The following is a 22,787-nucleotide window of genomic DNA, read 5'->3' as shown; positions in this document are numbered from 1 at the left end:
AGTCTACGCACGGGGCCCCCGGGAACGCGTGTGCGCCTCCCCCGCAGGGAAGGCGCACACGCTCTGCGGCTGATCTAGACGAGCGAGCGCAGCACGTACTGCAGGATGCCGCCGTTGCGGTAGTAGTCCGCCTCACCGGGGGTGTCGATGCGGACGACCGCGTCGAACTCGACGGTCCGCTTGCCCTCGGCCGAGTGCTCGGTCGGCTCGGCGACGACGTGGACCGTCTTGGGGGTGACGCCCTCGTTCAGCTCCTCGATGCCCGAGATGCTGATCGACTCGGTGCCGTCGAGGCCCAGCGACTCCCAGCTCTCGCCCGCGGGGAACTGCAGCGGGACGACGCCCATGCCGATGAGGTTCGAGCGGTGGATCCGCTCGAAGCTCTCGACGATGACCGCCTTGACGCCCAGCAGGCTCGTTCCCTTGGCCGCCCAGTCGCGCGACGAGCCGGAGCCGTACTCCTTGCCGCCCAGGATGACGAGCGGGGTGCCCTCGGCCTGGTAGTTCTGCGACGCGTCGTAGATGAACGACTGCGGGGCGTCCGGCTGAGTGAAGTCGCGGGTGTAGCCGCCCTCCACGCCGTCGAGCAGCTGGTTGCGCAGGCGGATGTTCGCGAACGTGCCGCGGATCATCACCTCGTGGTTGCCGCGGCGCGAGCCGTAGGAGTTGTAGTCCTTGCGGTCGATGCCGTGCTCGTCGAGGTAGCGGCCGGCGGGGCTGTCGGCCTTGATCGAGCCGGCGGGGCTGATGTGGTCGGTCGTGACGGAGTCGCCGAGCTTGGCGAGCACGCGGGCACCGGCGATGTCGGTGACCGGGGTCGTCTCCATCGTCATGCCGTCGAAGTACGGGGGCTTCCGCACGTAGGTCGACGACTCGTCCCACTCGAAGATCGAGCCCTCGGGGGTCTGCAGCGCGCGCCAGCGCTCGTCACCGTCGAACACGCCCGCGTACTGCGTGTCGAACATCGACTTGTCGATCGACGAGTCGATCGTCGCCTGAACCTCGGCCGCGTCGGGCCAGATGTCCTTGAGGAACACGTCGTTGCCGTCGGAGTCGGTGCCGAGCGCGTCGACCTCGAAGTCGAAGTTCATCGAGCCGGCGAGCGCGTAGGCGATGACGAGCGGGGGGCTCGCCAGGTAGTTCATCTTCACGTCCGGGTTGATGCGGCCCTCGAAGTTGCGGTTGCCCGAGAGCACGGCGGTCACGGCGAGGTCGTTGTCCTGCACCGCGGCCGAGATCTCCTCGAGCAGCGGGCCGGAATTGCCGATGCAGGTCGTGCAGCCGTAGCCGACCGTGTAGAAGCCGAGCGCCTCGAGCGACTCGGTCAGGCCGGCCTTCTCGTAGTAGTCGGTGACGACCTTCGATCCGGGCGCCAGCGTGGTCTTGACCCACGGCTTGGCCTTCAGGCCCTTCTGCGCCGCGTTGCGGGCCAGCAGGCCGGCCGCGAGCATGACGGACGGGTTCGACGTGTTGGTGCACGAGGTGATCGCCGCGATCGCGACGGCGCCGTGATCGATCGTGAAGGTCCCGCCCTCGCCGAGCTCGACCGTGGTCGGCTTGGAGGCGGTCGCCGGCGCGTGCGAGCGGTGGGTGTGCTCGTGGCTGCTGTGCTCGTCCTGCGGCTGCAGCTCTCCGGGGTCGGAGGCGGGGAACGACTCCGCGATGGTCAGGTCGACGATGTCGTGCGAGACGTCCGCGTAGTTGGTGAGGTCCGACTCGAACTGCGTCTTGGCGGACGAGAGCTCGATCCGGTCCTGCGGGCGCTTCGGGCCGGCGATCGAGGGGACGACGGTGCCGAGGTCGAGCTCGAGGTACTCGCTGAAGACCGGCTCGACCGCGGGGTCGTGCCAGAGCTTCTGCAGCTTGGAGTACTGCTCGACGAGGGCGATCTGCTCGTCGCTGCGGCCGGTGAGGCGCAGGTAGTCGAGGGTCACGTCGTCGATGGGGAACATCGCGGCGGTGGAGCCGAACTCGGGGCTCATGTTGCCGATGGTGGCGCGGTTGGCGAGCGGCACTGCGGCGACGCCCGCCCCGTAGAACTCGACGAACTTGCCGACCACGCCGTGCTTGCGCAGCATCTGCGTGATGGTGAGCACGACGTCCGTCGCGGTCACGCCGGTCGGGATCGAGCCGGTGAGCTTGAAGCCGACGACCTTCGGGATGAGCATCGAGACGGGCTGGCCGAGCATCGCGGCCTCGGCCTCGATGCCGCCGACGCCCCAGCCGAGCACGCCGAGGCCGTTGACCATCGTCGTGTGCGAGTCGGTGCCGACGCAGGTGTCGGGGTAGGCGCGCAGCGCGCCGCCCACCTCGCGGGTCATGGTGACGCGGGCCAGGTACTCGATGTTGACCTGGTGCACGATGCCGGTTCCGGGCGGGACGACCTTGAAGTCGTCGAAGGCGGTCTGGCCCCAGCGGAGGAACTGGTACCGCTCGCCGTTGCGCTCGTACTCGAGCTCGACGTTGCGCTCGAGCGCGTCCTCGGTGCCGAAGAGGTCGGCGATGACGGAGTGGTCGATCACCATCTCGGCGGGCGCGAGCGGGTTGATCCGGTTCGCGTCGCCGCCCAGGGCAGCGACGGCCTCGCGCATCGTGGCGAGGTCGACGATGCAGGGCACGCCGGTGAAGTCCTGCATGACCACGCGGGCCGGCGTGAACTGGATCTCGGTGTCGGGCTCCGACTCCGGGACCCACTCGCCGAGGGCGCGGATGTGGTCGGCGGTGATGTTCGCGCCGTCCTCCGTGCGGAGGAGGTTCTCGAGCAGCACCTTGAGGCTGAACGGGAGCTTCTCGTGACCGGGGACCCGGTCGATGCGGAACACCTCGTAGTCGGTCGAGCCGACCTTCAGGGTGTCTTTCGATCCAAAGCTGTCTACCGCGGACACGTCGCCCTCTCCTTCGCTGACTGCAGCGTCCGCCGACGGGCGGAGCCGCTCTCCGTCCTCATCTTGACGACCGCGCACAGCGGCTTGCCACCAAGGAGGACCTAACTCCTCGACGCCGAGGCGCCCGGTCGACCTCGCCGCGACGGTGCGGGGAGGCGAGCGCTATTTATCTCGACGTCGAGACAATTCTATGCACGATCCGGAGCATCGCCCGCATCGGCGCGCTCGCCGGCTCCGCGGTACTCGGCCCGGACGGCGAGCACGGTGAGCACCAGCAGCGGCGCGTACAGGGGCAGGCCCAGCGCCAGCTTCCAGATGCCCAGCGCCGTGGTGTCCTCGGCGAGGAACAGCGGGTACTGCACGGCCAGTCGCAGGAGGAAGAGCCCCGCCCACGCGAGGGTCAGGGCGCCGAAGAGGCGGCGCTTGCGCCGATCGGACCGCCAGGAGGTGCCGTCCCCCATCAGGAAGCCGGCGGCGACGCCGATCAGGGGCCAGCGCACGAGGACGGAGAGGAGGAAGACGAGCCCGTAGACGAGGTTGGTGAGCAGCCCCAGGGCGAAGTTGTCGACGCCCCGCCCGGTGAACAGCGCCAGTGCGGCCGAGACCACCACGGCGAGCAGCCCGCCGACGGCCTGGATCACCGGCGTCCGGCCGAGCACCCGCGCCACCGTGAACGCCACGGCGAGCCCGACGGAAGCGACCAGCGAGAGCACCAGCTCCGAGGTGACCGTGTAGAGCAGGACGAAGGCGATGCCGGGCACGACGGCCTCGAGGATCCCCCGGACGCCGCCCATGGTGCGCAGCAGCGCCTTCCCGTCGAACGGCTCGCCGTCGGCGACCGCGCCGAGTCCCGAGCGGCGGGCGGCCTGCGCGATCGCGTCGCCCACCTCGGGCCGGACCGGCTCCTCCGATCGGGCCGGGTCCTCGGGCCGCACCGGCTCCATGCCGGTCAGCTCGCGCTCTGCTGGGTCTGGCTGCCGGTCGGCACCTTCAGCGGGATCAGGTCGCGCGGAGGCATCGGGCCGCTGCCGCGGACCACGACGATGCTGCGGAAGAGCTCCTCGACCGAGGCGGCCGCCTGCTCGTCGACGGCTCCGGCTCCGGCGATCACGCCGCGGAGGAACCAGCGCGGACCGTCGACGCCGACGAACCGGGCGACGCGGGTCTGGCCGCCGGCGATCGGGAGGTCGGCGACGAGCTCCGGACCGAAGACGCCGTCGCGCTCCGTCGTCGATCCGCCCTGACGGCCGATCTGCTCGGCGATCTGGCCGCGGATCTCGTGCCAGAGGCCCGAGGAGCGCGGCGCGGAGAAGGGCTGCACCTGCAGCGTCGACCCTGCGTAGTCGAGGCCGACGGCGATGACGCGCTTGGTCCCCTCCTCGACCTCGAGGCGGATGTGCATGCCCTCGCGGGGAAGCACCTTCACCCCGCCGAGGTCGATGTAGGGGCGGACCGGGTTGGCCTCGCGCTCGTCCAGGGGCCCGGCCTCCGCGCGGTCCTCCGGCGCCGACTTCTCGAAGTCCTGCTGGACGGGCTCGGCGGCCTCGCCGGTCGTGGACTGGATGTCGCTCATGCGCTCTCCTCGTGGATTCTGGTCTCCTGGGCGCCGGCGGCGTACCCGGTGGATCCGAAGCCGCCCGTGCCGCGGACCGACTCGGGAAGCTCGTCGACGGCCGTGAACCTCGCCTGGACGACGGGGACGATCACGAGCTGCGCGATCCGGTCCCCCGCCGAGACGCGGTACGTCTCGCGGCTGTCGGTGTTCAGCAGCGCCACCCGGATCTCACCGCGGTAGCCCGCGTCGATCGTTCCGGGGGCGTTGACGACGGTGATGCCGTGCCTGAAGGCCAGCCCGCTGCGGGGGACGACGAAGCCGGCGTGGCCCTCCGGGAGGGCGACGGCCACCCCTGTGCCGACGGAGGCGCGCTCACCGGGGGCGAGCACCACGTCCTCCGTCGAGTGGAGATCGGCTCCCGCGTCGCCCGGACGGGCGTAGGAGGGGAGCCGGTCCGCGGTGATCGGGACGTCGACGGTTGCAGGCACGTGACGAGGGTAGACCAAACGTCTGATCCAATAGGGTCATGCCGTCCTACCGAGAGAGGCTGTGGCCCGCGCCCTGGCTCTTCGTCGCCACCGCCCTCGTGATCCCCGCCAGCATCCTGGTGTTCGCGCCCATCGACCTCGCGGTGGGGGTGATCGTCGCGGTCGTTCTGTACGCGGGCTGCGTGCTGTCGCTGCTGGCCCTCTCCCCCGTGATCGAGGTGGCGGAGGGGGAGCTGCGCGCCGGCCGCGCGCACATCCCGCTGGACCTCGTGGGCGAGCCGTCCTCCTACTCGGGGGACCAGGCGTTCGCCGAGCGCGGGACGCGCCTGGACGCGCGGGCGTACCTGGTCATCCGCGGCTGGGTGAAGGAGGTGGTGCGGGTCCCGATCGAGGATCCGGCCGACCCGACGCCGTACTGGCTGGTCTCCACCCGCCGCCCGGACGACATCGTCGCCGCGATCCGGGGATCACGGCGACGGAGCGGTCGTCCTTCGGAGCCGGGAGGCGCTTAAGCGGCGCACTCCAGGCAGATCGGTCCGAGCTTCTCCTCGTGGTCGATCTGCGAGCGGTGCTTCACGAGGAAGCAGCTCACGCACGTGAACTCGTCCGCCTGGGGCGGAAGGACCACGACGTCCAGATCGAGGTCGGACAGATCGGCACCGGGCAGTTCGAATCCGCCCGGGTTGTCGGCGTCATCGACGTCGACGACTCCGGACATCTTGTCGGGGACTCGCTCCTTCAGGGCCTCGATCGACTCGGAGTCGTCATCGGTCTTGCGGGGGGCGTCGTAGTCCGTAGCCATTCCCATCCACTTCTTATTTCTGCTGTTCAACAAATCGGCGGGGTCAGTGTGCATCACGACGCATCGATTCGCAAACCACCTCGAACGGCTCTTGACACCCGCTCGCCCCGCCTCCTTCCGCACCAACTTTCGACCCGCCCGGGGTATTCCCGGCCGATCGCCCGGGCGCGTGGCATCCTTGCCCGGTCCGCGTCCAGAAGGAGGGTCCCCACGATGATGGAACTGAAGGTGATCGGCGTCGAGGGCGGATCGCTCGTCCTCGTGTCCGAGGGCGGCGAGCGCTTCTCGGTCCGCATCGACGAGACGCTGCAGAGCCAGCTGCGGCCGCGGGTCCACACCCTCCCGCCGCGCGAGAAGCGCGTCTCCCCCCGCGAGATCCAGGCCCACATCCGCTCCGGGCTCTCCGCCGAGGAGGTCGCCGAGCTCACGGGCGCCGACCTGGGCTACGTCCAGCGCTTCGAGGGACCCGTCACGGCCGAGCGCGAGCACATCGTCGCGTCCGCCCTCGCCGTGCGCGTCTACACGACCACCGACCCCGATCCCCTCGAGGAGGGCACGCCCTTCGGCGACGTCATCCGCGACCGCCTCGCGTCGCTCGGCGCCGAGGGCGAGCAGTGGTCGAGCTGGAAGGAGGAGGAGGGCTGGGTCGTCAAGCTCCTCTTCCGCTCGGACGAGATCGACCACGACGCCCGCTGGCGCTTCGACCCGCGGAAGGCGCTGCTGTCGCCGCTGACCTCCGAGGCGATCACGCTCTCGCAGCAGGGCGAGATCCGGCCGACCCTCATCCCGCGCCTGCGCGCCGTCATCCCCGCAGCCGTCGACGAGCTCGCCACGCGCTTCGACACGGAGTCCGCGGAGGCGCCGAGCCGCTCCGCCCGGGCCGACCACCCCACCGCCGGCCGCCCCGCCGCGATGCCGCACGCGCGGCCGGCCGCCGTCCGCCCCTCCGACACGGAGCCGCAGCCGGCCCTCTCCGAGACCCCGCGCCCGATCTCGACGCTCCCCCGCCCCGTCACGAGCACGACGGAGCAGCGCGAGCGCAACCTCAACGACACCGCCGACCTGCTCGACGCCCTGCGGCGCCGCCGGGGCGAGCGCGATCACGCCTCGAGCCTCCGCGTCCGCGAGGAGCCGGAGCCCGAGGCCGAGGCCGCTCCTCCCGTCGAGAAGGCACCGGAGCCGCCGCGCACCGCTCCCCCGGTCCCCGAGCAGCCGTCGGGCGTGCGCGGGAGCCTCCGCAGGGGGCGGGCGTCCATGCCGAGCTGGGACGAGATCGTCTTCGGAGCGCGCAGCGACGACTGACCCTCCGCCGGCGCGGCTCCGCCGGGGTGGACGGTGCCCCCGTGCACTCGGCCCGGCTCAGGCCAGCGCGCCGAAGCGGAGGAGCGGCACCTGCGTCTCCTCCGGCGTGAGCGACCCGTGCTGCCCGATCATCGAGCGGCCGGAGGAGTCGTCCGCCGCGTAGTAGGCGATGGTCCTCCGCGCCGCGACGAACACGTCGCCCATCCGCTCGGCCGCCGCCGGAGAGACCTCGCCGAACCAGCCGCTCGCGGCGACCTCGTCGCGCGTCGCGATCCAGGCGCGTGCGCCCTCCGCCTCGATCCAGCGCCGCGCCACCTCGTCGGGGTCCACACCCGGCTCGAGGTGGAGCTGCAGGCAACGCGGCTCTCCGCCGAGGTGCCGGACGCCCTCGAGCAGCGGTCCCCGCTCGACGAGCACGTGCGAGGACGCCGGGACGTCCACGATGCCGTGGTCGGCGGTGACCAGCACGCTCTCGCGGGCGGAGAGCCCGCGGACCGCTCCGCCGACCTCCCCGTCCAGGAGCTCGAGCGCTGCCGTCCACTCCGGCGACTCCCAGCCGCGCGCGTGCGCCGCCTGGTCGAGCTCGGGGACGTAGAGGTACACGAGCTGTCGCCCGCCCTCGTCGAGCAGGGCGCGCGCCGCCGTGAAGCGCTCGGCGACGCCGCCGGCGGAGTGGTACTCGGCGCCGCGCAGGATCGCCCGCGTGAGACCGGAGCGGGCGTACCGCGCGGGGCCGATCACTCCGGCCCGGACACCGGCGGAAGAGGCCTGCTCGAAGACCGTGAGGTGGGGCTGCCACGTCTCGGGCACCATGCCCTCGTCCCAGCCGGAGAGCTGGTTGACCAGGCGGTCGGAGGCGCGGTCGAGCACGCGGTAGCCGACCATCCCGTGCCCGCCCGGGCGCAGGCCCGTCGTCAGGCTCGCCAGGGCCGCCGCGGTGGTCGTCGGGAATCCCGAGACGAGCGTGGTGCCGCGGTTGAGGGCCGGAGCGAGCGTGCGCGAGTGGCCCCCGCGCTGGCGGAGGTTCGCGGCACCCAGGCCGTCGACGAGGACGACCACGATCCGCTCGACGCGGGGCGAGCCGAAGAGGCCGGGGCGGCCCAGGAGCGCGTCGAGGGCGCCCGGCAGGACGTCGGCGAGGCTCCGCCGCCCGTCGGGGGCTGGCGGTAGCATGTGGGTCATCGCGCCCAGTTTCGCACAGCGCCGCCGTCCCCGCCGGGCCGGTGCAGCGGAGCGTCCGCGTGAACGGGAGGCCCGGTCCCGTCCGCGAGGCGCCGTCTCCGCTCCGCCCGTCCCGTCGAGCGCCGCAGGGCGGTGCAGTCCCCCGCCGCCGTCCCGCGCCCGCCACCGAATCGAGTCATGAACGCTGCAGCCCCCTCCTCCGGATCCTCGCTCACCGAGCGCATCGAGGACGTCGACGTCTCGGCCGAGATGGAGGGGTCCTTCCTCGAGTACGCGTACTCGGTCATCTACTCGCGGGCCCTGCCCGACGCCCGCGACGGCCTCAAGCCGGTGCAGCGCCGGATCCTCTACATGATGAGCGAGATGGGGCTGCGGCCCGATCACGGTCACGTGAAGTCGGCCCGCGTGGTCGGCGAGGTGATGGGCAAGCTGCACCCGCACGGCGACGCCTCGATCTACGACTCGCTCGTCCGCCTCGCCCAGCCGTTCACGATGAGGGTCGCCCTCGTCGACGGGCACGGCAACTTCGGCTCCCTCGACGACGGCCCGGCCGCGGCCCGCTACACCGAGGCCCGCCTCGCCCCGGCCGCCACGGCCATGACCGAGCACCTCGGCGAGGACGTCGTCGACTTCGTCCCGAACTACGACAACTCGCACGACCAGCCCGAGGTCCTCCCCTCCGCGTTCCCGAACCTGCTGGTCAACGGGGCCAGCGGCATCGCCGTCGGCATGGCGACGAACATGGCGCCCCACAACCTCGTGGAGGTGATCGGGGCGGCCCGGCACCTGATCGCCCATCCCGACGCGTCCCTGGACGACCTGATGTCGTTCGTCCCGGGACCGGACTTCCCGAGCGGTGGCACGATCGTCGGCCTCGCCGGCGTGCGCGACGCCTATGCGACCGGCCGGGGCGGCTTCAAGACCCGCGCCCGCGTCTCGGTCGAGAGCATCACCGCGCGCAAGTCCGGCCTGGTCGTCACCGAGCTGCCCTACCTCGTCGGCGCCGAGAAGGTGATCGACAAGATCAAGGACGGCGTCCAGAACAAGAAGCTCAGCGGCATCTCGGACGTCACGGACCTGACGGACCGGGACAACGGCCTCCGGCTCGTCATCGGGATCAAGACCGGCTTCAGCCCCGAGGCCGTCCTCGAGCAGCTCTACCGCTACACGCCCCTCGAGGACGCGTTCTCGATCAACAACGTCGCGCTGGTCGACGGCGGCCCGCGCACCCTCGGCCTGAAGGAGCTGCTGCAGGTCTACATCGGCCACCGGGTGCAGGTCGTCACCCGGCGGACCCGCTACCGACTGCGCAAGCGCCAGGAGCGGCTGCACCTGGTCGAGGGCCTGCTCATCGCGATCCTCGACATCGACGAGGTCATCCAGCTGATCCGCGGGAGCGACGACACCGCGGCGGCGCGGGCCCGGCTGATCGAGGTCTTCGACCTCAGCACCCTGCAGGCCGACTACATCCTCGAGCTCCAGCTCCGCCGCCTCACGAGGTTCTCGCGCATCGAGCTCGAGACCGAGCGCGACACCCTCCTCGCCGAGATCGCCGAGCTCGAGGCCCTCCTCGCCAGCCGATCACGGATCGACGAGCTGGTCTCGGACGAGCTCGACGAGGTCGCCCAGCGCCTCGGGACCCCGCGGCGCACCCTGCTCACCGAGGCGCGTCCCTCCGTCGCCACCACCGGGCGGAAGGCCGCCGCGGTGCTCGAGATCGCGGACGTGCCCTGCCGGGTGCTGCTGAGCACCACCGGCCGCATGGTGCGGGTCGACCGCGACCCCGAGGCCGCTCCCCACCCCGAGCGCGCCACGCGCCGCTCGAAGCACGACGCCGTCCTCAGCGTGCTCGACACGACCAGCCGGACGGAGATCGGCGCGGTCACCAGCGCCGGTCGGCTCCTCCGCTTTTCGCCGGTCGACGTGCCCGCCGTCCCCTCCTCCTCGGTGCAGCTGGGCGCGGGCGTGCGCATGAGCGACTACCTCCCGCACCTGGCGAAGGACGAGCGGGTGCTCGCGCTCGTCGCCCTCGACGACGAGCGGCCGATCGCGCTCGGCACCCAGCAGGGCGTCGTCAAGCGCGTCGCGCCGGGCGAGCTGCCCAACCGCCCGGACATCGAGCTCATCGCCCTGAAGCCGAAGGACGCCGTCGTGGGCGCGGCCGCGTCGGCGGAGGAGGACGAGCTGGTCTTCGTCACCGGCGAGGCCCAGCTGCTGCGCTTCCCCGCGTCCGCCGTCCGCCCTCAGGGCCGGACCGCCGCGGGGATGGCCGGGGTCAAGCTGGCCGAGACCGACGACGTCGTGCACTTCGCCGTCGTCGCCGCCGAGGACCGGGACGAGGCCGTCGTCGCGACGGTCGCCGTCGACAGCTGGGCCCTCTCGGGGACCGACACCGGCAGTGCGAAGGTCTCGCCGTTCTCGGAGTTCCCCGCCAAGGGCAGGGCCACCGGCGGAGTCCGTGCGCAGCGCTTCCTCAAGGGTGAGACCGCCCTCGGAGTGGCGTGGGTCGGCCCCGGTCCCGCGCACGCGCTCGAGGCCGACGGCTCGGTCGCCGCGCTGCCCGACTCCGGGATGAAGCGCGACGGCTCCGGCGTGGCGCTCGCGGCGCCGATCGCGACGATCGGAGCGGCGCCCGAGGTGTTCTGAGCCCCGCGGCTCAGACGTCGATGCGGTCCCGCGACAGCGACTCGGACCCGCGGACGATGAACTCCTTGCGGGGTGCCACGTCGTTGCCCATCAGCAGCTCGAACACCCGGCCGGCGTTCTCCGCGTCGGCGACCCGCACCCGGCGGAGGGTGCGGCGGGAGCGGTCCATGGTCGTCGTGGCCAGCTGGTCCGCGTCCATCTCGCCGAGCCCCTTGTAGCGCTGGATCGGGTCCTGGTAGCGGCGGCCCGCCTTGCCGAGGGCCGCGAGCACGCTCTGCAGCTCCTTCTCGGAGTAGGTGTAGATCGTCTCGTTCGGCTTCTTCCCCGCGTTCATCACCACGAGCCGATGCAGCGGAGGCACGGCGGCGAAGACGCGCCCCGCCTCGACGAGCGGCCGCATGTAGCGGAAGAAGAGCGTGAGCAGCAGGGTGCGGATGTGGGCGCCGTCGACGTCGGCGTCGCTCATCAGGATGATCTTCCCGTAGCGGGCGGCCGAGAGGTCGAAGGAGCGGCCGGAGCCGGCTCCGATCACCTGGATCATCGAGGCGCACTCGGCGTTCGAGAGCATGTCGGCGATGCTCGCCTTCTGCGTGTTGAGGATCTTCCCCCGGATCGGCAGCAGGGCCTGGTACTCGCTGTTGCGGGCGAGCTTGGCGGTGCCGAGGGCGGAGTCGCCCTCGACGATGAAGAGCTCGCTGTTCTCGACGTCGCTGCTGCGGCAGTCGACCAGCTTCGCCGGAAGGGAGGAGGACTCCAGCGCGTTCTTGCGGCGCTGCGTCTCCTTGTGCGCGCGGGCCGAGATCCGCGACTTCATCTCGGCGACGACCTTCTCGAGGAGCTGGGAGGTCTGCGCCTTGTCCTCACGGCGCGTCGAGGAGAACACCGCGCCCAGCGTCGAGGCGATGGTGGAGGCGACGATCGCGCGGACGGCGGGCGTGCCCAGCACCTCCTTCGTCTGGCCTTCGAACTGCGGCTCAGGGAGCCGCACGGTCAGCACGGCGCTGAGCCCGGCGAGGACGTCGTCCTTCTCGAGCTTGTCCGAGCCGACCTTGAGGCGGCGGGCGTTCGCCTCCACCTGAGAGCGGAGCAGCTTCAGCAGGCCCTGCTCGAAGCCGGTCTGGTGCGTCCCGCCCTTGGGCGTCGAGATGATGTTCACGAAGCTGCGCATCACCGTCTCGTAGCCGGTGCCCCAGCGCAGGGCGATGTCGACCTCGCAGGTGCGCTCCACCTCGGTGGGCACCATGGCGCCGCCGGGGGTCAGCACCGGCACGGTCTCGGTGAAGGTGCCGGAGCCGGTGAGGCGCAGCACCTCGGTCACGGGGGCGTCGGGGGCGAGGAACTCGACGAACTCCGAGATGCCGCCGTCGTAGCGGAACATCTCGGCGCGGCGCTCGTCCGCCCGGTCGTCGACGATGTCGATCGTCAGGCCGGGGACGAGGAACGCGGTCTGCCGGGCGCGCGTCACCAGGTCGTCCGTCTGGAACGAGGCGCCCTTCGTGAAGATCTGGCGGTCGGCCCAGTAGCGCACGCGCGTTCCGGTGACGCCCTTGGCGACCTTCCCGACGACCGTCAGCTCCGACCCGTTCTCGAACGGCGTGAACGGAGCGTCGGGGGTGGGCTCGCCCGCGTCGGCGAAGCGCCCGGGCTCCCCCCGGTGGAACGACATCCGGTAGGTGCGGCCGTTGCGGTCGACCTCGACGTCCAGGCGCTCCGAGAGCGCGTTGACCACGGAGGCGCCGACGCCGTGCAGACCGCCGGACGCCGCGTAGGATCCCGAGCCGAACTTGCCGCCCGCGTGCAGCTTGGTGAACACGACCTCGACTCCGGAGAGCCCCGTCTTCGGCTCGATGTCGACCGGGATCCCGCGCGCGCGGTCGCGCACCTCGACGCTGCCGTCTGCGTGCAGGAGCACGCTGATCTCGGTCCCGTGCCCGGCCAGCGCCTCGTCGACGGAGTTGTCGATGACCTCCCAGAGGCAGTGCATGAGGCCGCGCGAGTCGGTCGATCCGATGTACATGCCGGGCCGCTTCCGGACCGCCTCGAGACCCTCGAGGACGGAGAGGTGGCGGGCGTTGTAGTCGGTGGAGGCCATCCGCCCAGTCTACTTTCGGGAACCGCTCCGGCCGCGGTGGCGCGGCACCCGGCGACAGCACGATGGCCGCTCGGCGCGGGGCCCCTACGCGCAGAGCGAAATGCCGACCGATCGACTCCGTGCGGAAACAATCGCGTGCTTGGATGGGTTCCACTAAGCAGAGATCGAAGAACGAGTGCAGGAGGCCAAGTCATGTCGACCACAGCAACCCAGAACGGCGTGGACGAGCTCGCCGGTGCCCACCAGCTCTCCGCCGCCGACCGCTGCGACAGCTGCGGTGCCCAGGCGTACATCCGAGTGGTCGTGAACAACGGAGAACTGCTGTTCTGCGCGCACCACGGGAAGAAGTACCAGGAGAAGCTCTCCAGCATCGCCCAGAGCTGGCACGACGAGTCCGCCCGACTCTTCGAGGAGCAGCGTCCCTAGCGCGTCCCCGATCAGCCCGGACGGCGCGTCAGCGCCCTACCGACCGACACCGAGCCGCTTCGCGATCACTTCGCGAGCGGCTCGTGCCGTTTCATCGACCAGGCGGAGACGTTCGTCCGACGGGGAGTAGGCGTCGCCGAGGGCGCGCCGCAGGATCGCGTCCGCGAGCGACGGGTTCTTCGCGAGGACGGGGCCGTGCAGGTGCGTGCCCAGAAGGCCTCCCGCCGCGTAGCCCTCGTGGCCGGCGCCGTCGCCGGTGCCGTGCAGCACTCGGCCGAGCGCGTGCTCGGGCGCGATCCCGGTCATCCGGCGCTCGTGGTTCTCGAATCCGACGAGGACGCCGCCCGGCGTCTCGACGAGGAGGTCGTCGGTCGCGCGCTCGCCCGTGACCGAGTCTCCGGGGAACAGCCCGATCCCCCGGGCTCCGCCCGCGGCCGTGCTGATCGAACCGGCCAGCATCTCCCAGCCGGCTCCGACCGCGACCACCTGAGTGCCCTGGTCGACCCAGGCCCGCAGCGTCGGCGCGATCTCGTGGAGGAGTGCCAGGACGCCCGGGAGGTCCTCGTCCGCTCCTGTCCCGGCGACCAGGACGTCCGGACGGACCTCGGCGTCGGAGGCGGTCACCAGCGGCACCACCTCCGCCTCGACGCCCGACCAGCGCGCCCGAGCCGCGAGGACCCGGGCGTTCGCCGCGTCGCCGTTGCTGTCCAGGACGTCGGGAGCGAGCACGGCGATGCGGAGGGTGGTCACGCGGTCTCCTCGCGGTTGGTGACGAGCTGCAGGTGCGCACGGGTGCGGCGCATCGAATCCGCCGAGAAGACGATGGTCTTCCGGCCGGAGGCGGGGGTCGGCAGAGCGAGGAACGTGTCGAGCGCGCGGCCCAGGTCCTCGTCGACGGAGTCGACGCGGACACCGTCGTAGCGCAGGTGCAGCGCCGCCTCGTGCGCCTTCGACCCCGAGACGACTCTGACGTGCCCGAGCACGGAGGTGTCCACGGGCCAGAAGTAGGAGGGGTCTCGGACGTCGGAGCCGATCGCGAGCATGATCTGCTCGGTCCCCTCGGGGATCTCCGCGATGTTCAGGCGGTAGCTCGCCGGGTTCTGAACCAGGACGAACTCGACCTCGTGGCCGCGCACGGTGACGATCTCGCCCCGCCCGAAGACGGGGTCGATGCTCGAGAGCGCGGAGGCGGCGAGGGCCGGGTCGAAGCGCTCGGCGAGCACGGCGCGGGCCGTGGAGACGGCCGCCGCGGCGTCGACCGCGTAGTGGACGCCCCGCGCGGGGAGCCGGACCTCGAGCGGGTCGCCGTCGCTGACGATGCGCGCGGCCGCTCCCGTCGTGCTCTCGACGACGGTGGTGGCACGGTCGGTCCCGGCCTCCGCCTCCGCGGCGTAGCCGAGACCGCCGGACGCGGAGTCGCGGACGGAGGAGGAGACGCCGTACCAGCGGATCCGCTCGTCCGGGAGGGAGGTCGCGACATCGGCGACGTGGCGGTCGTCGGCGTTCAGCACGACGGGACCGGTCGCGCGGGAGGCGATGGTGCCGAGCATCCGGGCGACCATGGCCGGATCGAAGAAGCGGTCGATCTGGTCGACCACCACGTTCGTCAGCAGGACGACGCGGGGGCGCATCCGGGGCGCGAGGCGCGCGCCGTGACCCTCGTCCATCTCGAGGACGGCGATGTCGGCGTCGATCCGTCCGCGGAGGTCCGCCCGCTCCAGGAGCGCGGAGGTCAGCCCCTGGGCGATGTTGGCCGTCGACGGGTTGGTGAAGACCCGGAGCCCGTGCGCGCGGAGCACCGCGACCAGCATCTTGGTCGTGGTCGACTTGCCCGCCGATCCCGTGACGACCACGAGGCCGTCCCGGAACCCGTCGAGCACCGCGGGCAGGAATCCGGGCGCGACGCGGTTCACCACGAGTCCGGGCACGGCGGATCCCCCGCCGGGCTTCCGGGCCCGCGCGGCGAACCGGGCGGCCCTCCCGAGGAGGACCGCCGGCGCGTAGCGGATCACCGGCCTACTCGAGGTAGTCGCGGAGCGACTGCGAGCGGGACGGGTGGCGGAGCTTGGCCATCGTCTTGGACTCGATCTGGCGGATGCGCTCGCGCGTCACGCCGAAGGTGTCGCCGATCTGGTCGAGCGTCTTCGGCATGCCGTCGCCGAGGCCGAAGCGCATGCGGATCACGCCGGCCTCGCGCTCCGAGAGCGAGTCGAGCAGCGACTCCAGCTGCTTCTGCAGCATGGTGAAGCCCACGGCGTCGGCCGGGACGACCGCCTCGGTGTCCTCGATGAGGTCGCCGAACTCGCTGTCGCCGTCCTCGCCCAGGGGCGTGTGCAGCGAGATCGGCTCGCGCCCGTACTTCTGCACCTCGATGACCTTCTCAGGGGTCATGTCGAGCTCGCGCGAGAGCTCCTCGGGCGTGGGCTCGCGGCCCAGGTCCTGGAGCATCTGGCGCTGCACGCGGGCCAGCTTGTTGATGACCTCGACCATGTGCACCGGGATGCGGATGGTGCGGGCCTGGTCGGCCATCGCGCGGGTGATCGCCTGGCGGATCCACCACGTGGCGTAGGTCGAGAACTTGAAGCCCTTGGTGTAGTCGAACTTCTCGACCGCACGGATGAGGCCCAGATTGCCCTCCTGGATGAGGTCGAGGAACTGCATCCCGCGACCGGTGTAGCGCTTCGCGAGGCTGACGACGAGCCGGAGGTTCGCTCCGAGCAGGTGGCTCTTCGCGCGCTGGCCGTCCTTCGCGACCCAGCGCAGCTCGCGGACGAGCTCCGGGCTGAGGTCGGTCGAGTTGGCGAGCTTGTCCTCGGCGAACAGGCCGGCCTCGATGCGCATCGCGAGCTCGACCTCCTCGGCCGCGTTCAGCAGCGCGACCTTGCCGATCTGCTTCAGGTAGTCCTTGACCGGGTCGGCGGTGGCGCCGGTGATCGCGGTCGAGTAGACCGGGACCTCGTCGTCCTCTCCGCCGAACGACAGGACGAGCGCACCGCTCGGGAGCGGCTCGGCCGGAGCGGCGACGGCAGCGGCGGCCGGGGCCTCCGGCGTCTCCGCGTCGTCCTTCGCGTCGGTCTCGGTGTCCTCGGCGACGGCCTCGGTCTCCTCCTCCTCCGCTGCCTCGTCGGGCTCGACGGCGTCGGTCGGCTCCTCCTCGGTGTCGGCAGGAGCGGCGGCCTTGGTCGTGGCGCGCGAGCGGGTCGTCTTGGCCGCGGTGGTCTTGGCCGCCGTGGTCTTCGCCGCGGGCTTGCGCGTCGCGGGCTTCTTGGTGGTCGTCGTCACGTCGTCGTCGACGGCGTCGAGCGTTGCGGTCTTGGTAGCTCTGGTGGCCATGGCGGCACCTCTCCATCCGTTGCGTCCCGGGGGCGGGCGGCGCGGGAGGGCGTCGTCCGTCGGTGGGCATTACGAGGACCCATGTCAAGTCGAGGACGTCGCACGCCCGACGCGGGCCTGGTGCTCCTCGACCCGAACGGGTCCTATTGACAATTATTGCACGTCTGAGTAGTGCAGCCGTGCGGTGCGGTGCGAGTGGGGCTCGATCCGGCGGGATCCGGGCCGTTCCGCTGGGACATCGCGTCTGCAGAAGGGCGGATCGACGGGGACGACCGTCAGCGCCCCGCGCGGCCGCGGCGCATCCGGTCACTCAGTGCAACCCAGAGAGGGGCCACGGTTATTCCCTCGTCCTCGGCCAGGCGGCGGCGGGTCCGGCGGCGCGCGACGAGGAGTCCGACGACTCCGGCGCCGACCACCACGTACTGCACGCACCACGCCAGGCGGAAGTGCTCGAGCGAGTAGGTCTGCTCGGAGGAGGCACCGGGACCGGCCAGTGCGTCGAGGATCAGGCCGATCGCGAACATCATGGTGAAGCTGGCCAGGAACCCGCCCACGTTGACGACTCCGTTCGCCGCGCCGAGGCTCCGCGAGGGGTTGAACGTGCGGGCGAAGTCGAACCCGATCATGGAGCCGGGGCCGCCCGCTCCGACGACGATCAGGAGCAGCACCACGAGCCAGTACGGCGGGACGCCGGGCCAGAGCAGCACGACGGTCCAGGCGACCGCCATCGCCGAGACGATCCCGAGCACGAGGTTGCTGCGGCGCATGGGGTGGCGAGCGGTCAGGACGCCGAGCACCGGCCCGACGACGATCCCCGCGATCACGACGATCGTGAGGGTCGGCGCGGCGACGGTGGGCGGCAGGCCGATCGCGTAGACGAGGAAGGGGTAGCCCCAGAGCAGCGTGAACACCGTGCCGGAGGACTGCGTGACGAAGTGCGACCAGAAGCCGAGCTGCGTCCCCGGCCGGCGCAGGCTCACTCCGAGCTGCGCGATCGTCGCCCGGAGCGTCGGAGGCACGACCGTGATCGGCTCGGTGCGCGGCGGGACGTCGGCGACCAGGAGGAGCACGCCGAGGAAGGACGCGGCCCCGAGGCCGGCGGCGCTGAGGAACGCGGGCTCCCAGCCGAACGTGTGGAGGATCGCCGCGAACGGGAGTGCGGAGAGGATCTGGCCCACCTGGCCGATGTTGCCGATCCACTGCGAGAGCTGCGGCACGATCGGTCCGCTGAACCAGGTCACCGTGAGGCGGATCACGGAGGTGAAGATCGCGGCGTCCCCGGCTCCCAGCAGGATCCGCCCGACGATCGCGACGCCGATGCCCGGCGCGATCGCGACCACGACCTGGCCCGCCATCATCAGTGCCGTGCCCGAGAGGATCAGGGTCCGCGGGCCGAACCGGTCGATGAGGATCCCGACCGGGATCTGCATCCCGGCGTAGACGATCAGCTGGACGACGGCGAGCGACGAGAGGACGGCGGCGGCCACCCCGAACCGCTCCGCGGCGTCCACTCCTGCGACGCCCAGCGTCGTGCGGTCCAGGACCGCGACGAGGTAGGCGAACGCTCCGGCACCGAAGACGAACCAGGCTCGACGATCACGCACTCGTCCGATCCTACGGCCGCTCAGGAGGCGGTGGGCTCCTCGCCCGGGCGGCGGATCGCGAGGAACTTCTCGAGCTCGGCGGCGATCGCGTCGGCGCTGGGCACGAAGCCGTCCTCGTCGGTGAGCGGCGAGCGGAGGCTCGTCCCCTCCATGTAGGTGTCGTGCCGCGCCTCGAGGGCCGAGACCAGCTTCTGCAGCTCGTCGTTGCCGCCGACCTGCTCGTCGACCTTGCCGAGGAACTCCCGCCCGCTCTCGCGCAGGCGGTCCGTCGGGAAGATGAGGCCGGTCGACGCCGAGATGCTCTCGAGCGCCGCGACCGCCGCCTGCGGGTACTCGGTGTCCGACAGGTAGTGGGGGATGAGCAGCGCGAAGCCGACCACGGTCAGACCGCGCTCGTAGAGGCGCAGCTCGAGCAGGTGGAGGACGTTCGAGGGCACCTGCGTGTGCGGCTTCCAGACCGACATCGCCTCGATCAGGTCCTCACGGTTGCCGCTCACGGTGACGCCGACGGGCCGGGTGTGCGGCACGGGCATCGGGATCGCCTGGACCCACGTGGTCGAGGCGACGTCGAGCCGCTCGAGGAGGGAGACCACCGCGCGGGTGAACCGCTCCCACTGGAAGTCGGGCTCGAAGCCGGTGAGCAGGAGGAACGGCTGGTGCAGCTCGTCGTGCGCGAGCGAGAGCCGGAGCATCGCCGGACGGTAGTCCGCCAGGTGGTCCTGGTCGAACGTGATGATGGGGCGGCGGGCCCGGTAGTCGAGCAGCTGATCCTGGTCGAAGACCGCGACCTCGCGGTGCTCGAGGGTCTCGAAGAGGTACTCCCCCAGCTGCCCCACCGCTCCCCCGGCGTCGGCCGAGCCCGTCAGGCCCGCGACGAGGTGCAGCCCGCGCGGGATCTCGGAGAGGTCGCCCTCGATCTCGAACAGGTCTTCCGGATCCAGCATGCGTCCAGTCTAAACGGGGGTCCCGGCCCCCCGGCCGGGTCCGCTGAGCCCTCAGCGAACAGCGCCTAGCATTGCCGCCATGCCCCTCTCCTCTCTCGAGTACTCGACCGTTCCCGCCTCCGACATCGACACCGACGCCCTCGTCCTCGGCGTCGCCCCGGGACCCGACGGTCCCCGGCTCGTCGGTGCGGAGGGCTTCGAGGAGCTGGCCGCCGCGCTGAGCGCGCTCGGCGCGACCGGCGCGGCCGAGACGCTCGTGCGCGTACCGTCCTCGGTCCGTGCCGGAGTGATCGTGCTCGTCGGACTCGGCTCGGCGGAGCCCGACGACACCGCGCTGCGGAACGCCGCGGGCGCCGCCGTCCGCCTGCTCGCGGGGTCCGCCTCCGTGGCCCTCTCCCTCCCCGCCGGCTCCGACGGCACGCTCGCCGCGGTCGCCGAGGGCGCCGCGCTCGGCTCCTACTCCTTCACCGCCTTCCGCGGCAGCACCGCCGCCGCGGCGAAGGCGCCCGTCGAGCACGTCGTCCTGCTGGGCGGCGGCGAGTCGGCCGACCCCGCCGTCCTGGACCGGGCGCTCGTGCTCGGCCGCGCGGTCGGCACGGTGAAGGACCTCGTCAACACTCCCCCGTCGCACCTCTACCCGCAGACGCTGGCCGAGGCCGTGCAGACCGGCGCAGAGGGACTGCCCCTCGAGGTCACCGTCTGGGACGAGGAGGCCCTCGCGGAGGAGGGGTTCGGCGGCATCCTCGGAGTCGGCAGCGGCTCCTCCCGCCCGCCCCGCCTCGTGAAGGTCGCCTACGCGCCCGAGGGCGCGAGCACCCACCTCGCCCTGGTCGGCAAGGGCATCACCTTCGACAGCGGCGGACTCTCGCTCAAGCCGCCGGCCTCGATGATCGGGATGAAGACCGACATGGCGGGCGCGGCGACCGTGTACGCCGTCGTGCGCGCCATCGCGGAGCTCGGCCTCCCGCTCCGCGCGACCGCCTGGCTCTGCATCGCCGAGAACCTCCCCTCCGGGACCGCGATCCGCCCGGACGACGTGCTCACCGTGCGCGGCGGGACCACGGTGGAGGTGCTGAACACCGACGCCGAGGGCCGACTGGTGCTCGCCGACGGCCTCGTCGCCGCCAGCGAGGAGCAGCCCGATGCGATCATCGACGTCGCGACGCTGACCGGCGCCTCCGTGGTCGCCCTCGGCAACCGGACCGTCGGCGCCCTGGGCGACGACGAGCTGGTCTCCCGCGTCCTCGACGCCGCCCGCACGGCGGGAGAGCCCTTCTGGCAGATGCCTCTCCCCGCGGAGCTGCGTCCGCTGCTGAACTCGGACATCGCCGACATCGCGAACGTCAAGCCGGGCAACACCGCCGGCGGCATGCTCCTCGCCGGCCACTTCCTCCGCGAGTTCGTCGGGAAGCGCGGCGAGGGCGAGGACGCGACCACGATCCCGTGGGCGCACCTCGACATCGCCGGACCCTCGAGCAACGGAGGCGGCGGCTACGGCTTCACCGGAGCCGGCGCCACGGGGGTCTCGGTGCGCGCGCTGATCGCCCTGGCCGAGGGCTTCGCGAGCGCGTAGTAGGGTCGACGGGGCGGGAGATCCCGCCTCGTCCCCCCTCCCGATCCGCTCGGCGCTCAGCGCCGGAGCCGGTCGGCCGGGAAGCGGGACCGCACGTCGCGAGGGAGTCACTGGGTGTCGGAAGAGCGCTACGACCTGGTCGTGCTCGGAGGTGGCAGCGGCGGGTACGCGGCGGCCCTCCGGGCGACGCAGCTCGGGATGAGCGTCGCGCTCGTGGAGCGCGACAAGCTCGGCGGCACCTGCCTGCACCGCGGGTGCGTGCCCACCAAGGCCCTGCTGCACGCCGCCGAGCTGGCGGACGGCGCCCGCGAGGGAGAGAAGTACGGCGTGCTCTCGAGCTTCACCGGGATCGACATGGCGGGCGTCACGCGCTATCGCGAAGGCGTCGTCGCCGGCAAGTACAAGGGGCTCCAGAGCCTCGTGTCCTCGCGCGGCATCACGGTCGTCACGGGCGAGGGCCGTCTCACCGCGCCCGGCACGGTGACCGTCGGCGAGCACGTGCTGCACGGCGCGTCGGTCGTCGTCGCCACCGGGTCCGCCTCCCGCACCCTCCCCGGCATCGAGATCGGCGGCCGGATCCTGACGAGCGACCAGGCTCTCGAGCTCGACCACGTTCCCGCGAGCGTCGTCGTCCTCGGCGGCGGAGTGATCGGCGTCGAGTTCGCGAGCGTCTGGCGCTCGTTCGGCGCCGAGGTCACGATCGTCGAGGCCCTCCCCCACCTCGTTCCCAACGAGGACGAGAGCGTCAGCAAGCAGCTGGAGCGCGCCTTCCGCAAGCGGGGCATCGCCTTCCAGCTGGGATCCCGTGTCGCGTCGGTCTCCCAGAGCGGGGACGGCGTCTCCGTGTCGCTCGAGAGCGGCGCAACGATGGAGGGCGAGATCCTGCTGGTCGCCGTCGGCCGCGGCCCGGTGACCGCGGGCATCGGCCTCGAGGAGGCCGGGGTCCGCCTCGACCGCGGCTACGTGCTGACCGACGAGCGCCTGCAGACCTCCGTCCCCGGCGTGTACGCCGTGGGCGACATCGTGCCGGGGCTCCAGCTCGCGCACCGGAGCTTCCAGCAGGGGATCTTCGTCGCGGAGGAGATCGCCGGTCTGGGGCCGCAGGTCGTCAGGGACGTCAACGTCCCGAAGGTGACCTACAGCGACCCCGAAGTGGCCTCCGTCGGCCTCGGCGAGGCCCGCGCGATCGCCGAGTACGGCGCCGAGCGCGTTGCCGTGTACGACTACGGCCTCGGCGGCAACGCCCGGAGCACGATCATCGGGACCACCGGCTCCGTGAAGGTCGTGCGCCTGGTCGACGGCCCCGTCGTCGGCGTGCACATGGTCGGAGCCCGCGTCGGCGAGCTGATCGGCGAGGCTCAGCTCATCGTGAACTGGGAGGCGCACCCCGAGGACGTCGCGCCCCTCGTGCACGCGCACCCCACTCAGAACGAGGCGCTCGGCGAGGCGCACCTCGCTCTGGCCGGGAAGCCGCTGCACGCCCTGTAGAACCACTGCGGTGCGGCGACCCGCCGCTTCCGCATCAGTAAGCTGGACATCGAAACACAAGCGTCTTAAGGAGACAGGCTCATGAGCGAATCCGTCAGCCTCCCGGCACTCGGAGAGAGTGTCACGGAAGGAACGGTCACCCGCTGGCTGAAGAACGTCGGGGACCGCGTCGAGGTGGACGAGCCCCTGCTCGAGGTCTCGACCGACAAGGTCGACACCGAGATCCCGTCGCCCGTCGCGGGAGTGATCGAGGAGATCCTCGTCCAGGAGGACGAGACCGTCGAGGTCGGCGCCGAGCTGGTGCGCATCGGAGACGGCTCCGGAGCCGCGTCGGCGTCCGAGCCCGAGGCTCCCGCCGAGGAGGCCCCCGAGGTCCAGGCCGCCGAGACCGAGGCCACTGACGAGGCGACCCCGTCGGTGGACGCCGAGAGCGACGCCGAGGCTCCCGCCCCGGCCGAGCCCGAGCC

19 protein-coding genes are annotated in these 22,787 nt (G+C 71.8%); 7 read left to right on the top strand and 12 right to left on the bottom strand.

All coding sequences use genetic code 11. The annotated features are described in order from the left end of the window. Nucleotides 1–74: 74 nt before the first annotated feature. From acnA to dut, 4 genes are all read right to left on the bottom strand, one after another. The gene (gene acnA, locus C5C10_RS04920; RefSeq protein ID WP_104222099.1) at nucleotides 75–2,885 is read right to left on the bottom strand and encodes an aconitate hydratase AcnA; all 2,811 of its coding nucleotides are present in this window, start codon (nucleotides 2,883–2,885) and stop codon (nucleotides 75–77) included. A gap of 188 nt (nucleotides 2,886–3,073) precedes the next feature. After that, nucleotides 3,074–3,829, bottom strand: coding sequence for a DUF3159 domain-containing protein (locus C5C10_RS04915; RefSeq protein WP_104273659.1), 756 nt, complete (start codon nucleotides 3,827–3,829; stop codon nucleotides 3,074–3,076). Nucleotides 3,830–3,834: 5 nt separating this feature from the next. Next, nucleotides 3,835–4,458 (bottom strand): DUF3710 domain-containing protein, encoded by a 624-nt coding sequence (locus C5C10_RS04910; RefSeq protein ID WP_104328696.1) that lies wholly within the window; start codon nucleotides 4,456–4,458, stop codon nucleotides 3,835–3,837. Then, entirely contained in the window at nucleotides 4,455–4,928 is a 474-nt protein-coding gene (gene dut / locus C5C10_RS04905; protein ID WP_104222105.1) for a dUTP diphosphatase, read from the bottom strand. Before dut ends, C5C10_RS04910 begins: the two co-directional genes overlap by 4 nt. Before the next feature lie 38 nt (nucleotides 4,929–4,966). Here dut and C5C10_RS04900 point away from each other — a divergent pair, with 38 nt between their 5' ends. Further along, nucleotides 4,967–5,440 carry a DUF3093 domain-containing protein gene (locus tag C5C10_RS04900; RefSeq protein WP_104232568.1) on the top strand — a complete coding sequence of 158 codons (474 nt, stop codon included), beginning with the start codon at nucleotides 4,967–4,969 and terminating at the stop codon, nucleotides 5,438–5,440. Here the strand turns inward: C5C10_RS04900 and C5C10_RS04895 are convergent. After that, complete coding sequence (locus tag C5C10_RS04895; RefSeq protein WP_055792269.1) at nucleotides 5,437–5,730, bottom strand: DUF4193 domain-containing protein; 294 nt, start codon at nucleotides 5,728–5,730, stop codon at nucleotides 5,437–5,439. The two genes, C5C10_RS04900 and C5C10_RS04895, sit on opposite strands and share 4 nt — an antisense overlap. A 213-nt stretch (nucleotides 5,731–5,943) precedes the next feature. Between C5C10_RS04895 and sepH the strand changes: the two genes are divergently transcribed. Then, entirely contained in the window at nucleotides 5,944–7,032 is a 1,089-nt protein-coding gene (sepH, locus tag C5C10_RS04890; protein ID WP_104232567.1) for a septation protein SepH, read from the top strand. A 57-nt stretch (nucleotides 7,033–7,089) separates the two neighbouring features. Here the strand turns inward: sepH and C5C10_RS04885 are convergent, their stop codons facing one another. Further along, a complete protein-coding gene (locus tag C5C10_RS04885; RefSeq protein ID WP_244229632.1) occupies nucleotides 7,090–8,214 on the bottom strand; it encodes an alkaline phosphatase family protein in 1,125 nt (374 codons plus the stop codon). Between the two features lie 177 nt (nucleotides 8,215–8,391). Here C5C10_RS04885 and C5C10_RS04880 point away from each other — a divergent pair, with 177 nt between their 5' ends. Beyond that, nucleotides 8,392–10,860, top strand: a complete 2,469-nt coding sequence (locus tag C5C10_RS04880; protein ID WP_104328694.1) for a DNA topoisomerase (ATP-hydrolyzing) subunit A — start codon at nucleotides 8,392–8,394, stop codon at nucleotides 10,858–10,860. Between the two features lie 10 nt (nucleotides 10,861–10,870). On the opposite strand, the gene C5C10_RS04875 is transcribed toward C5C10_RS04880, so the two are convergent. Further along, nucleotides 10,871–12,952 carry a type IIA DNA topoisomerase subunit B gene (locus C5C10_RS04875; RefSeq protein WP_104225230.1) on the bottom strand — a complete coding sequence of 694 codons (2,082 nt, stop codon included), beginning with the start codon at nucleotides 12,950–12,952 and terminating at the stop codon, nucleotides 10,871–10,873. A 192-nt stretch (nucleotides 12,953–13,144) separates the two neighbouring features. On the opposite strand from C5C10_RS04875, the gene C5C10_RS04870 reads away from it, so the two are divergent. Continuing rightward, nucleotides 13,145–13,378 (top strand): hypothetical protein, encoded by a 234-nt coding sequence (locus C5C10_RS04870; protein ID WP_068212876.1) that lies wholly within the window; start codon nucleotides 13,145–13,147, stop codon nucleotides 13,376–13,378. 36 nt (nucleotides 13,379–13,414) lie between these two features. Here the strand turns inward: C5C10_RS04870 and C5C10_RS04865 are convergent, their stop codons facing one another. The 5 genes from C5C10_RS04865 to C5C10_RS04845 all read right to left on the bottom strand — a co-directional run bounded on the left by C5C10_RS04865 (nucleotide 13,415) and on the right by C5C10_RS04845 (nucleotide 19,259). Continuing rightward, on the bottom strand, nucleotides 13,415–14,128 hold the full coding sequence (locus C5C10_RS04865; protein WP_146082106.1) for a type 1 glutamine amidotransferase: 714 nt from the start codon (nucleotides 14,126–14,128) through the stop codon (nucleotides 13,415–13,417). Continuing rightward, nucleotides 14,125–15,390 (bottom strand): Mur ligase family protein, encoded by a 1,266-nt coding sequence (locus tag C5C10_RS04860; RefSeq protein ID WP_104328692.1) that lies wholly within the window; start codon nucleotides 15,388–15,390, stop codon nucleotides 14,125–14,127. Before C5C10_RS04860 ends, C5C10_RS04865 begins: the two co-directional genes overlap by 4 nt. A gap of 4 nt (nucleotides 15,391–15,394) precedes the next feature. Then, nucleotides 15,395–16,711 (bottom strand): RNA polymerase sigma factor, encoded by a 1,317-nt coding sequence (locus tag C5C10_RS04855; protein WP_104328691.1) that lies wholly within the window; start codon nucleotides 16,709–16,711, stop codon nucleotides 15,395–15,397. Between the two features lie 275 nt (nucleotides 16,712–16,986). After that, a complete protein-coding gene (locus C5C10_RS04850) occupies nucleotides 16,987–18,315 on the bottom strand; it encodes a nitrate/nitrite transporter (protein WP_104328690.1) in 1,329 nt (442 codons plus the stop codon). Between the two features lie 20 nt (nucleotides 18,316–18,335). Continuing rightward, nucleotides 18,336–19,259 carry a proteasome assembly chaperone family protein gene (locus tag C5C10_RS04845; RefSeq protein WP_104328689.1) on the bottom strand — a complete coding sequence of 308 codons (924 nt, stop codon included), beginning with the start codon at nucleotides 19,257–19,259 and terminating at the stop codon, nucleotides 18,336–18,338. Between the two features lie 79 nt (nucleotides 19,260–19,338). Here C5C10_RS04845 and C5C10_RS04840 point away from each other — a divergent pair, with 79 nt between their 5' ends. The 3 genes from C5C10_RS04840 to C5C10_RS04830 all read left to right on the top strand — a co-directional run. After that, complete coding sequence (locus C5C10_RS04840; RefSeq protein ID WP_104328688.1) at nucleotides 19,339–20,832, top strand: leucyl aminopeptidase; 1,494 nt, start codon at nucleotides 19,339–19,341, stop codon at nucleotides 20,830–20,832. A 114-nt stretch (nucleotides 20,833–20,946) separates the two neighbouring features. Beyond that, nucleotides 20,947–22,320 carry a dihydrolipoyl dehydrogenase gene (lpdA, locus tag C5C10_RS04835; protein WP_104328687.1) on the top strand — a complete coding sequence of 458 codons (1,374 nt, stop codon included), beginning with the start codon at nucleotides 20,947–20,949 and terminating at the stop codon, nucleotides 22,318–22,320. An 81-nt stretch (nucleotides 22,321–22,401) separates the two neighbouring features. Further along, the coding region (locus tag C5C10_RS04830; protein WP_308470795.1) for a biotin/lipoyl-containing protein at nucleotides 22,402–22,787 on the top strand (386 nt) is incomplete at its 3' end.

The sequence above is a fragment of the Rathayibacter sp. AY1A3 genome (assembly GCF_002930975.1).
In the GTDB taxonomy this organism is placed as follows: domain Bacteria; phylum Actinomycetota; class Actinomycetes; order Actinomycetales; family Microbacteriaceae; genus Rathayibacter.
Note: the sequence above shows the minus strand (reverse complement) of the source record. Positions and strands in the feature narration are given on the sequence as shown.

What these genes read in the sequence shown, in the direction of transcription:
- C5C10_RS04915 (WP_104273659.1), bottom strand. Translation starts at nt 3,829, where the DNA reads ATGGAGCCGGTGCGGCCCGAGGACCCGGCCCGATCGGAGGAGCCGGTC.
- C5C10_RS04910 (WP_104328696.1), bottom strand. Translation starts at nt 4,458, where the DNA reads ATGAGCGACATCCAGTCCACGACCGGCGAGGCCGCCGAGCCCGTCCAG.
- C5C10_RS04900 (WP_104232568.1), top strand. Translation starts at nt 4,967, where the DNA reads ATGCCGTCCTACCGAGAGAGGCTGTGGCCCGCGCCCTGGCTCTTCGTC.
- C5C10_RS04895 (WP_055792269.1), bottom strand. Translation starts at nt 5,730, where the DNA reads ATGGCTACGGACTACGACGCCCCCCGCAAGACCGATGACGACTCCGAG.
- sepH (WP_104232567.1), top strand. Translation starts at nt 5,944, where the DNA reads ATGATGGAACTGAAGGTGATCGGCGTCGAGGGCGGATCGCTCGTCCTC.
- C5C10_RS04885 (WP_244229632.1), bottom strand. Translation starts at nt 8,214, where the DNA reads ATGACCCACATGCTACCGCCAGCCCCCGACGGGCGGCGGAGCCTCGCC.
- C5C10_RS04880 (WP_104328694.1), top strand. Translation starts at nt 8,392, where the DNA reads ATGAACGCTGCAGCCCCCTCCTCCGGATCCTCGCTCACCGAGCGCATC.
- C5C10_RS04875 (WP_104225230.1), bottom strand. Translation starts at nt 12,952, where the DNA reads ATGGCCTCCACCGACTACAACGCCCGCCACCTCTCCGTCCTCGAGGGT.
- C5C10_RS04870 (WP_068212876.1), top strand. Translation starts at nt 13,145, where the DNA reads ATGTCGACCACAGCAACCCAGAACGGCGTGGACGAGCTCGCCGGTGCC.
- C5C10_RS04855 (WP_104328691.1), bottom strand. Translation starts at nt 16,711, where the DNA reads ATGGCCACCAGAGCTACCAAGACCGCAACGCTCGACGCCGTCGACGAC.
- C5C10_RS04845 (WP_104328689.1), bottom strand. Translation starts at nt 19,259, where the DNA reads ATGCTGGATCCGGAAGACCTGTTCGAGATCGAGGGCGACCTCTCCGAG.
- C5C10_RS04840 (WP_104328688.1), top strand. Translation starts at nt 19,339, where the DNA reads ATGCCCCTCTCCTCTCTCGAGTACTCGACCGTTCCCGCCTCCGACATC.